11 protein-coding genes are annotated in these 13,181 nt (G+C 34.4%); 2 read left to right on the top strand and 9 right to left on the bottom strand.

Annotated features, from left to right (window positions below; genetic code table 11):
- Positions 1-44: 44 nt before the first annotated feature.
- The 6 genes from RM51_RS10575 to RM51_RS10600 form a co-directional block, all read right to left on the bottom strand.
- A complete protein-coding gene (locus RM51_RS10575) occupies positions 45-812 on the bottom strand; it encodes a class I SAM-dependent methyltransferase (protein WP_039368755.1) in 768 nt (255 codons plus the stop codon).
- Positions 812-1,621 carry a type I methionyl aminopeptidase gene (gene map / locus RM51_RS10580; RefSeq protein WP_039368758.1) on the bottom strand — a complete coding sequence of 270 codons (810 nt, stop codon included), beginning with the start codon at positions 1,619-1,621 and terminating at the stop codon, positions 812-814. Before map ends, RM51_RS10575 begins: the two co-directional genes overlap by 1 nt.
- Before the next feature lie 134 nt (positions 1,622-1,755).
- Entirely contained in the window at positions 1,756-2,187 is a 432-nt protein-coding gene (locus RM51_RS10585) for a BT0820 family HAD-type phosphatase (RefSeq protein WP_039368761.1), read from the bottom strand.
- Positions 2,188-2,279: 92 nt separating this feature from the next.
- The gene (locus RM51_RS10590) at positions 2,280-3,260 is read right to left on the bottom strand and encodes an acyl-ACP desaturase (protein WP_039368764.1); all 981 of its coding nucleotides are present in this window, start codon (positions 3,258-3,260) and stop codon (positions 2,280-2,282) included.
- 144 nt (positions 3,261-3,404) lie between these two features.
- Positions 3,405-4,946, bottom strand: coding sequence for a 2,3-bisphosphoglycerate-independent phosphoglycerate mutase (gene gpmI / locus RM51_RS10595; protein ID WP_039368767.1), 1,542 nt, complete (start codon positions 4,944-4,946; stop codon positions 3,405-3,407).
- Positions 4,947-5,176: 230 nt separating this feature from the next.
- The gene (locus tag RM51_RS10600) at positions 5,177-6,418 is read right to left on the bottom strand and encodes a DUF2268 domain-containing putative Zn-dependent protease (protein WP_084111058.1); all 1,242 of its coding nucleotides are present in this window, start codon (positions 6,416-6,418) and stop codon (positions 5,177-5,179) included.
- A 165-nt stretch (positions 6,419-6,583) separates the two neighbouring features.
- On the opposite strand from RM51_RS10600, the gene RM51_RS10605 reads away from it, so the two are divergent.
- Positions 6,584-6,907 carry a translation initiation factor gene (locus RM51_RS10605; protein WP_039368770.1) on the top strand — a complete coding sequence of 108 codons (324 nt, stop codon included), beginning with the start codon at positions 6,584-6,586 and terminating at the stop codon, positions 6,905-6,907.
- A 3-nt stretch (positions 6,908-6,910) separates the two neighbouring features.
- On the opposite strand, the gene RM51_RS10610 is transcribed toward RM51_RS10605, so the two are convergent.
- From RM51_RS10610 to RM51_RS10620, 3 genes are all read right to left on the bottom strand, one after another.
- Positions 6,911-7,810 carry a leucine-rich repeat domain-containing protein gene (locus RM51_RS10610; RefSeq protein WP_039368772.1) on the bottom strand — a complete coding sequence of 300 codons (900 nt, stop codon included), beginning with the start codon at positions 7,808-7,810 and terminating at the stop codon, positions 6,911-6,913.
- Between the two features lie 55 nt (positions 7,811-7,865).
- Entirely contained in the window at positions 7,866-10,010 is a 2,145-nt protein-coding gene (locus tag RM51_RS10615; RefSeq protein WP_039368775.1) for an alkaline phosphatase PhoX, read from the bottom strand.
- Positions 10,011-10,240: 230 nt separating this feature from the next.
- Positions 10,241-12,067, bottom strand: a complete 1,827-nt coding sequence (locus RM51_RS10620) for a cytochrome-c peroxidase (RefSeq protein WP_039368778.1) — start codon at positions 12,065-12,067, stop codon at positions 10,241-10,243.
- 249 nt (positions 12,068-12,316) lie between these two features.
- On the opposite strand from RM51_RS10620, the gene RM51_RS10625 reads away from it, so the two are divergent.
- On the top strand, positions 12,317-13,171 hold the full coding sequence (locus tag RM51_RS10625; protein WP_039368780.1) for a nucleoside phosphorylase: 855 nt from the start codon (positions 12,317-12,319) through the stop codon (positions 13,169-13,171).
- The last annotated feature ends 10 nt before the right edge of the window (positions 13,172-13,181 follow it).

The raw sequence follows: 13,181 nt of genomic DNA on the forward strand, positions 1-13,181 counted from the left end.
TTACATCATATAAAAGGGCTTCAAAATTTGAAGCCCTTTTTGTTTTATCTTTTTATAACTATCGGTAAGATCTCATTATGTCTTAACCCATATTTTTTAATTTCTTCTTCTGAAAATTTCTGAGAATAAAAATTAGGTTCAGTTTCAAAACCTGCTTTTCTCAGACGGTCAAAATAATCCATTCCGTACCAACGTACATGGTCGTACTGCCCGAAATGTTTTTGACGTTCTTTAGGGTCCTTTATAGAGAAATCTTCGTAAGTTTTTTCTAAAGAGTTCTTCATCGGAACCTGTAAAATTCCCCATCCTCCCGGTCTTAATACTCTGTACAATTCACTCATTGCTTTTGCATCATCTTCAATATGTTCTAAAACATGGTTACAGAAGATAATATCAAAGCTTTCATCGGCAAAAGGAAGATCTAAAATATCTGCTTTTACATCGACGATCGGTGAGAACAAATCTGCAGAGATATAATTTAGGTTGATCATTCTCTTGAACTTTCTTAAAAATTCCTGTTCAGGAGCAATATGTAAAACCTTATAGTTTTTAGTAAAGAAATCCGTTTCGTTCTGAAGATACAGCCACATCTGGCGGTGTCTTTCCAAACTCAAGGTTCCCGGAGACAAAGCATTTTCACGCTGTTTTCCGTATCCGTAAGGAAGAAATTTTCGGTAATATTTACCGTCAATAGGATCCTGAAACTTATTTCCTTTAAAAAACTGATAAATAAGCGGACGTGCCCAAATACTCATTTTTATAAGTAAGGGACGCGGGATTTTATTTAATAAAAGCTTAGTTACTTTTTTCATTAAAAATCCAATTGGAATGCCTTTTCTTCATCACTTACAATACCCAAAGCATCATAAATATACTGGAATGTAGAAAGTAATACCGGTTTTCCGTTGATTACTGCTACATCATGTTCAAAATGCGCAGAAGGCTGATTGTCCAATGTCGTTACCGTCCAACCATCATTATGGAATTTTACTTTTTCTGTTCCAAGGTTGATCATCGGCTCAATCGCAATTGTCAAACCGTCTTTAATCACTTTTCCGCTGCCTTGTCTTCCATAATTCGGAACTTGAGGATCTTCATGCATCTGTCTTCCCACTCCGTGTCCTACAAGCTCTCTTACCACACCATATCCTTCTTTTTCACAATGAGCCTGAATCGCGTGAGAAATATCCCCGATTCTTTTTCCTCTTATACATTGCTCAATTCCTTTATAAAGGGATTCTTTAGCAACTTTTAGCAGTTTTTTTGTTTCAGGTTTTACTTCTCCGATTTCGAAAGTATAGGCATGATCTCCTACAAAACCATTTAAAACAGCTCCACAATCTACAGAAAGCACATCACCTTCTTTAATTTCTTCTTTGCTAGGGAAACCATGAACTACCTGTTCGTTTGGCGAAATACATAATGAGTAAGGGAAACCTCCATATCCTAAAAATGCAGGTTCTGCACCGTGATCTTTAATAAAATCGTGCGCTAATTTATCTAAATACAAAGTGGTAATTCCCGGCTTGATTTCTTTTGCCAACATTCCTAATGTTCTTGAAACCAACTGAGCACTTTGCTTCATAAGACGTAATTCGTCTATTGTTTTTAATTGAATCATTTTTATATAAATGTTATATAATAGAAGTTAGAAGCCTAAACTCCCAATTCTAAAATTGTATCCGGATAATAAATTATAAGTGAAATCAGGCTCGATATTAAAAAACTAATATCTAGCTTTTAACTTCTATAATTCTACCAGAATAATCCTTTTTTCTTTTCTTTTTTAAGTTTTGAATACGCCAAAACCTCTTTGCCTTCTACACGAAATTCTATTCTTTCCTGAATAATATTATAAATTTCTCCCCATCCCGGAAAACCTCCTAGATTTCTGTCGTCAATAAACCAATCTGCATCTAATTTTCTGGATTGTGTTTCAGGATCGAAAACTTCTCCTTCAAAGCTTGAATTGATTGCATAGAACTCTATTCCGTTTTTTCTACAAAACTCCACAGCTTCGTCTAAAGCCGGCCCGTGTCTGTACGTCCATAAAATAAGTCTGTACCCTTGAGCCTGAAGTTTTTTTAATGTTTCAAAAGCAAAAATTTTCGGTTTTCCAATTGCCGGATATGCGTCGTCTACAATAGTTCCGTCGAAATCAACCGCAATTTTCTTATTATTCATCATTTCAATTATGATTTAGATTTGCAAAGATAAGAAATAAAAAGAGTGCCAAAATACTTAGCACTCTTAAACTTTATAATTTAATAGATATAGAACTAACTTTTCACCCAATTGAACTGGAATTGTAAATCAGGTGTTGAAATTCTGTCTGTAATTTTCTGAAGTCTTGAAGGAAGTTTCATAAGATATTCCTGAGCTTTTTCAGCTTTTTCATTAAGCCCTTTTACGTGCTCAATTTTCCATTCATCTAATAAGTCTTTCAAGATATTGATATAATCCTGTCCTGTATATACCATACATCTTTGAGCAGCATCTGAGAAATGTCCCCAAAGCTCCCCTGCTTTCTGACCAGACTGTCTCATCATGTGAGCAGGCATAACGATTTTTTTACGCATCATATCTTCAAATGCTAAAATCATTTCAGAAGGATCGATCTCTAGAATTTTTGCTACGAAATGTTTGTATGCTTTAGCGTGTCTTGCTTCATCAGCAGCAATCACCCCACACATTTTTGCCAATTTTCCATTCCCTGATTGTTTTGCTAACGTTCCTACTCTTCTGTGAGAGATATTGGTAGCCGTTTCCTGGAAGCTTGTATAGACAAAGTTTCTGTACGGATCCATGCTTGTTCCCAAATCGAAACCGTCATTAATAAGATATTGAGTGGTCACTTCAACCTCTCTCATATTTACTCTTCCGCAAAGGTAAAGGTATTTGCTTAAAAGATCTCCGTGTCTGTTTTCTTCAGCCGTCCAAGCTCTTACCCAGCTTGCCCAACCTACTTGCTTCTCTTCCTGATCTACCCCTTCTACTCCCATTAACCAAGACTCATACGATGGCAATGCTTCTTCGGTAATACAGTCTCCAATTAATGTTACAAACAAATCGTAAGGCATTTCACGGGCAAAAGTCTGAATTTCTTCTAAATCATGTTTAAAATCTTCACTTGAAGGATCCGGAAGGTAATCTGAGGGTTGCCAGATTTTTTCAATCGGCGTCAAAAATTTATCTAGAAAAGAACCAACTTCCTTTCCCAAAATTCCCATTACTTCTTTCCTTACAAGCGTTTGATACATTATATAAATTTAGATTTTAATTTACAAAGATATGATATTATTTATTATTTACGACATAATATTATGTTAACTCTTTCTGATATTAATCATAAAAAATGCCGTTATTGAAGTAATAACGGCAATTCTTTAACTATATTATTATTTTTAGCTAACTAAAATATCTCCTGTCATAATTTCTGGCGCATCTATTCCCATTACTTTTAAAATGGTTGGAGCAACATCTCCTAATTTTCCTGATTTAAGATTCCAAGTGTGGTCTTTATCCATCACAATAAAAGGAACAAGGTTTGTTGAGTGCTGTGTATTCGGTGTCCCATCGGGATTGATCATCACATCAGAGTTTCCGTGGTCTGCCAAAATGAAAACGACATATCCGTTTTCATACGCTGCTGTAGCTACTTTTTCGATACAAGAATCTACCACTTCTGCGGCTTTTACTGCTGCAGAGAATACTCCTGTATGACCTACCATATCTGTATTTGCAAAATTCAAACATACAAAATCAGCAGTTCCTTTTTCTAATTCAGGAACGATAGCATTGGTAATATCGTAAGCAGACATTTCCGGTTTTAGATCGTAAGTTGGAACGTCTTTCGGACTTGGACAAAGCAATCTTCTTTCGCCTACAAATTCTTCTTCACGACCTCCTGAGAAGAAGAACGTAACGTGAGGATATTTTTCAGTTTCTGCGATTCTGATCTGCGTTTTGTGGTTTCTTTCCAACACTTCTCCCATTGTTTCTTTCAATACTTCTTCATCAAAAACAACATGAACATTTTGGAACGTTTTATCGTAATTCGTTAATGTCACATAATAAAGGTTCAGTTTTTTCATAGAAAAATCCGGGAAATCCTGCTGAGAAAGAACTTCTGTAATCTCTCTTCCTCTATCTGTACGGAAATTGAAACAAATGACCACATCATCATTAATGATTTTAGCAACCGGAACTACATTTCCTGTTTCCGTTGTATGTGTTAAAATAATTGGTTTAATGAATTCGTCTGTTACATTATTATTGTAAGAATCCTGAATTGCGGCTAATGCATCTGTAGTTTCGGTTCCAACACCTTCTACCATTGCATCATAAGCTAATTTCACACGCTCCCATCTTTTGTCTCTGTCCATCGCGTAATATCTTCCGACAATTGTTGCCAATTTTCCTGTCGTAGATGCCATATGATTCTGAAGCTCTTCAATAAAACCTTTTCCGGAAAGCGGATCACAGTCACGACCGTCTGTAAAGGCATGAACGAAAACATTTTCATTCAATCCAAATTCATTAGCTGCAGTTAAAAGACCTTTTAAGTGATTGATATGTGAATGTACTCCTCCGTTTGAAACTAAACCGATGAAGTGTACTTTTTTGTTCTCTTTTTTAGCATATTCAAAGGCATCCTGAATCACTTTCTCCTGTCCAAGAGTTCCGTTTTCAACGGCCATATTTAGCTTTACTAAGTTTTGGTAAACGACTCTTCCCGCTCCCAAATTCATGTGTCCTACTTCTGAGTTCCCCATTTGTCCTGCAGGCAAACCCACCGCCAAACCACTCGCTTCAAGCGTTGTGTGAGGATAATTTTTAAGACAGTTATCTATAAATGGTGTGTTTGCTTTATCTAGTGCTGAAACGTCCGGATTCATTCCCAATCCCCATCCGTCAAGGATTGCCAATATTGCTTTTTTCGACATTATGTAAACTTTTGTAGTACAAATTTATTTATTTTGAAATGAATGGAAGAATTGGCGGACTTAAATTTTGTTTAAAATTTCGTTTTCTGGCGATGATTTTTAAAAATTATAAACCTTCAAGCTTTTTACGTCTTGAAGGCTTTAGTGAAGTCATGTTTATTTTCTCTCGCTGATTTTGCAGATTACGCAGATTTTTTCCTAAATGAGAGTGTTTTTAAGTCATCTCTATATTAATTCGAATTTTTAAACCAATTATTTATAGTGTAAGAGATTTTCTTTGACTTTTGATTTTCTATTTTGATGTTTTGTCCTTTTTCAAGACCTTTTACATTGGCTTCCTGATCCCAATTCCCTTTGGTAAATTTCAATTGAGCAGGTAAATAAATTTTTAAAGTCAAAGTTCTTTCGAAATCGCTTTTTCTCTCCATTTTAACTGATGATGCACTCCAATTCCCCAATCCTTTCTGATTTCCTGCAATATAGACTTCATCATTTTTATCCGGAACATTTACCAGAAAAGTAACTTCAGAAGGCTCGCCCGAAAATTCTTTAAAGAAATCATCATATTTCAGATTCTTCTCTTTGGCATACTGTTGAATATAAGCATCCAGAAAACCACTTTCTTTTAGGAATAAAAAAGGGGCTTCAATATTTAAAATTTCGTAGATGGCTTTATGTTTATCAGTTTGTTTATTAAAATAGGCTTCACAGATTTTGTATCCTATCCAATATCCCAAATCATTCGGTCGGTCATCTTTTTTGGAAGTCCAATAAAACCAGTCTCTTAAATCATCACTTTTATATCGGGTTACAAATTCCTTGTACAGCTTATCAGAATTTGCTTCACCATATTGAAAGGCTTTTACGTTCATAGGTTCACCGGAAATAAATTCACTGACAAAATCCGCTCCTCCTTCTGTTAACGCTTGTTTTAATAGACTTTCCCCTCCTTTATTGTTTTGCTGAAAATGAATCAATTCATGGGCAATAAGCGCGGTAACCCCATCCAAATTTTTAAATAATTCTGTTCCGATTGTAATGCCCTCATTCGCAGAATTCCCTCCTGTATTCATTCTTCCGTACACAAAATAAACTGTTGGAAATTTTGCTTGAGGATACCAATATTTCAAAGCACTGTAAGATGATTTCAGTTTTTTGTCAATTTTGCTTAGTCCAGATAAGGTATTCCTGGTTTTAAGATATTCTTCTTTATTTTTTTTCACTGTTAAATACAGAGAATCTGCATTGACGATTCTATTCTTGATAAAAGATTTTAATCCCGGAGAACCATTGTTGATATAATCTGTAAAAGGATTGGTTGCAGATGTTTCCATTTTATCAAATGCTTTCCAGAAGTTTTGTGCATCTTTTGTTTCTAAAACAGCTTGTAAAGGATCAGTGGAAAATTGAGCATTTGCGGTTCCGAATGTCAATAAAGCAAGTGCTATATAATGACGGGTTAATAGTTTCATATTTGGTGAGAGAAAATTATTTTTACTTAGTAACGGTCAAAAATAGAAAATAGTTATGTAAACTACTCATATTTGTGAATTTTACTGCATCACCGACTTCTCAATTGTTCATTTTTTGACTTCGTATTTTATTTTTTTGATTAAATATTTTATTAATTTTGCTCTATGGATTTAAGAGATCAATTAAAGAACCTTTTTCCTGATCATGAAGAGCAGGATTTTGAGATGCCTGAAGAGCAATTCAAGCAGAAAGAACCTTTGGTATGCAAGTTTGAGAAAAAAGGCAGAAACGGTAAACCTGTAACGATTGTTGAAGGTTGGGAAGGAAGTGAGGAAGAGCTAAAAAATATCTCAAAAAAAATAAAAACCACCCTTGGAATAGGCGGTTCTGAAAAGGATGGAACAATTATCATTCAAGGTGATAATCGTGATAAAATAATGAATATCCTTAAGGAAATGGGATATAAAACCAAAAGAGTCGGCGGGTAAATTTTAGAAATAAATTTGGGTTTCCGGCATCATGGCTTTTAGTTTTTCAATGGTTGTTTTTTCCATTGGATTTCCCGTTAATATTAATGTTTTAAGATTTTTCAATTGTGAAAATTCGGTTGGAAGATCTTTTAAATCATTATTTGCCAGATTCATACTGACTACATTCTTCAAACCTTTTACTTTAGGTGAAATTTCTTTGATTTTGTTCTGACTTACATTTAAAAATTCCAGATTCTTTGACTGAAATAAATCTTCAGGAAGTTTTGAAATGGAGTTTTGCTGTAATTCCAGATATTTTAATTGCTTCGGAAATTCTAAGTTTCCTAAGTCTTTAATTTGATTGGAAGCCAGATTTAATGATCTTAAATTTTTAATATCATCTAAATCTTTAGCAATAAAACTGATTTGATTTCCCTGCAAATTAATTTCCTCCAGACTAGAAATTTTCATTAAAGATTCAGGAAATACATTCAGATTATTGGCATCTAAATGAATGACTTTTAATTTCTGAAGCTTTGCAAGATTCGGATTAATGCTTGTCAGTTCATTTAAATTGATCGAAAAACTTTCTAATTTCTGAAGTGCTGCGATTTCATCAGGAATGAATTTAATGCTATTTTCGTTCAGGTTTAGAATTGTCAGTTCTTTTAATGCGAAAATTGACTCATCCATTTTTTCGAACTTATTTTCCATTAAATTCAGAAAGAAAATTGATTGTAGCTGCTGAATTTCAGTCGGGAGATTAAATATTTTTTTTCCTCTGAAACTCATACTGTAAATGGTTTCCCCACTTTTCAGAGCATCTTCAACATTGGTATACGTAGGATATTTCACAGGATCAATTTGTGCTTTTGCCTGCGAAAGAAGAAGTATAAAAATAGAAAAAAAGATTTTTTTCATAGATAGAAAAAAGCCACCGATAATCAAATTACCGGCAGCTCAGAATTATTAAGATTTATTTTTTCAATAGTTTTACCGTTTTCTGGAATCCTCCATCTGCTTCGATATTTAAAATCAAAACTCTTGAAGATTCAAGTTGTTTGGTAAAATCTAAGTCTAACGCATTGTTTGTCCCTGAGAATTTCTGAGTGAAAACAATTTTACCATCCATACTGTAAGCTGTTACCGCGATGTTTTTTAATCCTTTTGGAGCATTGATCTTCACGATTCCTGAAGTAGGATTTGGAGCAACTGTTACTGTAGCTTCTGCATGGATTTCACCTGTTCCTAAAGATCCTGCAGTTCCTAAATTGTTTTTAAGAGCGACTACAATAGTTGCAGATTTTCCAATATAATTGATTGTGTTTCCAGTAGCATCAATATCTGTAGAGATCGTAGAATCCGGGTGCTGAATAGAGAAGAATCCGAATTTATGATCCGGTGTAAAGGTAAGACCAGTCGGTTCTGAACCTGCAGGCATAGAAGCAAATAGTTTTACTTTTGGATTGGCTTGAGTATGATCCGGAGCAATTACCCAAATGTAGTTTTTACCTCCATCCTGAAGTACCCAAAGATTTCCAAGTTCATCAAATGTAAGGTTATCGTTTCCGTCTCCCCAAGCTTCCGTTTTTGTTCCCTGAGCCGTAGTGAAAGAATAGTTTGTTGTAAGACCTCCTACGAAAGTTTCAACATTTGAAGCCGTAGTTCCGTTATCTTGTAATCTATATACTTTATTCAATCCTTTTGCTGTAAAATAGATTTTACCATCAATTGGACTAATATCAACATCTTCAACTCCGTTGAAAGAAGTACCAAGAGATTGTGCTAAAGATGTTGTATTATTTTGGTCAGCCTTTGTTTTATTAGGAACCTGAACCCAAGTTGCAGTCGTCGTAACAGGATCTCCATTACTTAATCCCTGATCTAATTTTAATACATAAAGATTTCCTGAAGAAAGATTGTTTGGTGTATCCATCACATATTTGTATACCATGTGCGTTCCACCGTCTTCTCCATAATATGCCGTTGTTCCTGCATTATTGATCACTACATTTTCGTGATTCATAATTCCCATCTGCCAAAGTTTTCCTTTAGAACCGTCAGCATTTTGAGAAATCACCTGAGCGGTTGCCGGATCGATTTCTACCAACCATCCGTAATCTTTCATTCCGTCTCCATTTACGTCACTTGAAGTCGTCTGTTCTTCAGCTGTAACTACTGTTCCCCAAGGTGTAACACCTCCTGAACAGTTTCTGATTGTCTGTACCAAACTTGGAGCAGAGAAGCTTACCGCTCTGGATTTTGTCAACTGCCAAAGTTTAGTAGAAGCATTATAATTGATTTCTGCCATGGTTACTCCTCCAGGATTTGTTTCGTGGTTTACAGAAAGATATCCGTTCGTAGCACTTCCGTTTTTCGGAACATAGGCCGTAAAGTCATTCTGCCCTCCTACTAACCCTCCTCCTTCTGTATAATTATCTCCTTCTTTTAGGATCAACTGATAATTATGTTCTGTAGGAATGATTAATTTATTGGTTTGAGCCGTAGGAACGATAGAAGTAAAGCAACTGATATGATTTGCATTACAAGGAACCGGAGTTGTTGTTGTAACAACAGTTTTCAGATAGGCATCCATTCTTAGATCAGAACTTGTTGCTCCTCTGTTATGTAGTTCAATAGAAATTCTGTTGCTTCCGTTTACAAATTTAGTCTTCGGAATAGAGAAAACATTATATACACTTTCAGCTGCTCCATCAATGGTAGTGCTAGACAACGTACTGAAAGTAATGGTACCTGTAGGCATATTGTCTCTTACGACTTCTTCTCCGTTCAGATATACTACGATTCCGTCATCTCTCATCACTCCCAATTCCATAGTAGTAGAAAGATCGTTTAAATTTACCGTAAAATCTTTAGCAAAATAAGCCGTCATAAGACCTGTATTGGTCGTTGTCGTTACCGGATCACCATATCCAAGAGGTCCGTTTCCTTGTGACCATGTAGATACGTCAAAATTGGCATCCTTCCATTGGTCTACCAATGCGGCATTATTGTCATTGTATTTCCATGACGAGTTGGTGTTAAAGACAAATGTCTGCGCATGAAACACAGAGCTTGTCATCAATGCAAGAGCTGCAACGGTTAGTAATTTTCTTTTCATTTTTAAATTTCGATTTTTTAGATGTTGCAAAGCTATTTTATTGCTGTGAACCCTCTATTAATAGGATTTTAAATAAACATTACTCAATATTAATTAATCAAAAACCTAATGTTAATCACGTTAACGGAGTATTAATTAAATCTATAGATCGTGAATTTTAAAAATAAAACAGCCCACATTTCAAATGAAAATGCAGGCTGTTGCTATTATAAAAACTGATAATTTAAGTCTTATTTTTTGCTAACATCCGTTAATGAATTCAGGAAAGCAATAATCTGTTTCATTTCTGTCTGGGTTAAATTCAATTTATCCGGAGCTAAGGTTTGATTCTTCATTTTCAGTCCAAGACCTTCTCCTCCTCCTTCATTATAGAAATCCAAAACTTCTTCCAACGTATTAAAAGCACCGTTATGAAAATAGGGTTTTGTTAAGGCAATATTTCTTACCGTTACTGTTTTGAACGAATTTTCATATATCCATGAATTTTCTTTTTTTACAGGGCTATTTATTCTTCCGTTATCACTATCAAGTTCCAAAGGTTTTTGACTGATCGGCTTCTTGGTGATTCCTAAAACTTCAGATTCATTTTCATTAAAAAACGGTGGAACCAATCCTGAAAAATTAGGAGCGAAATGACAGGTTGCACAGTTGGCTTTTCCCATAAACAGATTATATCCTTTTTTAGCATCGGAAGAAATTTCTTTTTCGTTTCTCATGAATTGATCAAAATCACTTTCATAAGAATATAATGAAGCCACATAAGAACTCAACGCTTTGGAAAAGTTTTCTTTATTTACTTCCCCGTTTTTAAAAGCAGTTTTAAAAGCTTTTTTGTACTCTTTTTTTGTTTTTAATTTCTTAAGAATATTTTCATAGCTTGTATTAAATTCATCTTCATTGTAAATGACGTGTTCTGCCTGTTGTTCCAGATAAAAAGCTCTTAAATCATAGAAAAATCTTTTTGCGAAAACAGCATTATATAAAGACGGTGAATTTCTCAATACGGTTTTCCCTTCTACATTACTTTGAGATTTTGTTTTTAAATCGGTAAATGCATTTTCAGGTAAATGACAGGTTGCACAACTCATTTTCCCGTTATCACTTAAATTCTGATCATAAAAAATCTCTTTTCCTAATGTTTTCAATGCTTCATTGTCCTCATTTTGCTTTAATAAAGTATAGAAATAAGGATTCAAAAAATCGCTGCTAAAAAGGTTTTTATTATTGACATTCCATCCGGAAAATTCTTTCAGATCATCACTTCTTCCATCCCATTTCCCGAATTCTTCATATAAAGGCTGAATGTATTTTTTATAAAACTCTATCCTGTCAAAAGTTTCAAAATCGGTATTCATTGAAAGATATCCGATCCCTTCTGTCAGAATTGAATTTGCTTTCTGAACAGTATAATTTTTAAAATAAGGATCATCATTGATGTATTTTTTCATTCCTAGAAAAGCATGACTTGCTTCTTCAGAAACATTCAAAGAACCGGGAGTATCAAAGCCTGTAATGCCTAAACTGTATATTCTGATCAGTTCAATTCTTAATGGTAACGTTTTATTATTTCCTTTGCTTATGCCATTTTTAACAGCACTTAAATAAAAACTTGCATAACTGTTATATAAAAAATCTGTGATTGATTTAATCTCTTCTTTTTGTTCTGCCGCTTCATCGGAAAAGATTAATTCGTCCAAAACCTGCAATCCTTCCGGCGGAAGTGTATATGCAGTTGTTCCCGCTGCTTCAATATGGAACAACGGTGCTGCATTTAAATGAGTTTTTGTAAATTCTGGATAGTGATAAGCCACATAAAATTCAATTTCCTTGAAAGAATTTCTTGTATTTTTTAGAGATTCCTGAAGTTGTTGTAGAGAAATTTTATCTTCTGAAAATTGGTAAGCATCCTTTTTTAATTGGTCTAATGTATGTTTAAATTCTTCTAACCCATTATTAATCATTGTATTTTCTTTCTCAATCCCTTTATCAACAGGATTAAAAGACATTACAGCAAAACCAACCAACAGAACAAGAATAGCAATAGGATAAAATCTCATCAATTTTTTTGCGCAAAACTATTGACAGAAAGCGAATCGTACGTTACAATAAGTTTAAGTTTGAATTAAATAATGTTTACGTTTAATTTCAAGGATTTTTCACTAATTTTAAATCCCAAAATCAAATTCATTACTCGACGGTCAATTTCTATATTGATCTTGGTTTTAAAATAATGATGAAGGATGTTTGGGGAGGATTTTAAAGATTGATATAATCAAATCACAATTTAAACTATAAAAAACATACGTATGCTAAATAAACTTGCGGCTTCAGAGCTTGTTCTGAACGATGATGGTAGTGTTTATCACTTAAATCTTTTACCTGAAGATATTGCTGAAAAGATCATCCTTGTTGGGGATCCGGATCGTGTAGCAAAGGTTTCAAAATATTTTGACAAAGTAGAGGTTAAAAAAAACAAAAGAGAATTTTACACACACACAGGAACGTTAAGAGGCGAAAGAATCACAGTAATGTCCACCGGAATCGGAACGGAAAATATTGACATCGTGATGAACGAACTGGATGCTTTGGTAAATATTGATCTTAAAAATAAAGAGTTCAAAACGGAACATTCTGCACTTCAGCTATTCAGAATGGGAACTTGCGGAAGTGTAAATCCTGAAGTTCAAGTTGATAATATGCTTGTTACACAAAACGTTGTCGGATTAGATGGCTTGATGCATTTTTATCAGGATTATGAGTTTGAAAATGAGTTTTCAAAGAACTTCTTAGCACAATTCCCTTACCCGAAAATCAAACCAATGTTGTATTTTGCTGATTGGGCGGAAGAATTGGGAGAATTATACAAAGACGCAAAATACCACGGAAATACAGCTACATTCCCAGGATTCTATGCTCCTCAAGGAAGACAGCTTCGTTTAAAAGCCGTTGATGATAAATTTTTGGAAACCTTAAATGATTTGGGCGTTACCAATTTCGAAATGGAAACTTCTGCTATTTATGCTTTATCTAAGCTTTTAGGGCACAAAGCAATCACCGTAAATAACGTAATTGCCAACAGAAGACGTGGCGAATTCTCTGCAGACCACCATACTTCTGAAAAGAATTTGATTGAATGGGTGTTGGAGAGAATTATTAAATAATAAAAAAAGG

Origin of the sequence: Chryseobacterium taiwanense (genome assembly GCF_000813825.1) — a bacterium.
GTDB classification, from domain to species: Bacteria; Bacteroidota; Bacteroidia; order Flavobacteriales; family Weeksellaceae; genus Chryseobacterium; species Chryseobacterium taiwanense.

Coding starts and splice junctions, on each gene's coding strand:
- RM51_RS10625 (WP_039368780.1), top strand. CDS start 12,317: ATGCTAAATAAACTTGCGGCTTCAGAGCTTGTTCTGAACGATGATGGT.
- RM51_RS10610 (WP_039368772.1), bottom strand. CDS start 7,810: ATGAAAAAAATCTTTTTTTCTATTTTTATACTTCTTCTTTCGCAGGCA.
- RM51_RS10605 (WP_039368770.1), top strand. CDS start 6,584: ATGGATTTAAGAGATCAATTAAAGAACCTTTTTCCTGATCATGAAGAG.
- RM51_RS10585 (WP_039368761.1), bottom strand. CDS start 2,187: ATGATGAATAATAAGAAAATTGCGGTTGATTTCGACGGAACTATTGTA.
- RM51_RS10615 (WP_039368775.1), bottom strand. CDS start 10,010: ATGAAAAGAAAATTACTAACCGTTGCAGCTCTTGCATTGATGACAAGC.
- RM51_RS10620 (WP_039368778.1), bottom strand. CDS start 12,067: ATGAGATTTTATCCTATTGCTATTCTTGTTCTGTTGGTTGGTTTTGCT.
- RM51_RS10600 (WP_084111058.1), bottom strand. CDS start 6,418: ATGAAACTATTAACCCGTCATTATATAGCACTTGCTTTATTGACATTC.
- map (WP_039368758.1), bottom strand. CDS start 1,621: ATGATTCAATTAAAAACAATAGACGAATTACGTCTTATGAAGCAAAGT.
- RM51_RS10590 (WP_039368764.1), bottom strand. CDS start 3,260: ATGTATCAAACGCTTGTAAGGAAAGAAGTAATGGGAATTTTGGGAAAG.
- gpmI (WP_039368767.1), bottom strand. CDS start 4,946: ATGTCGAAAAAAGCAATATTGGCAATCCTTGACGGATGGGGATTGGGA.
- RM51_RS10575 (WP_039368755.1), bottom strand. CDS start 812: ATGAAAAAAGTAACTAAGCTTTTATTAAATAAAATCCCGCGTCCCTTA.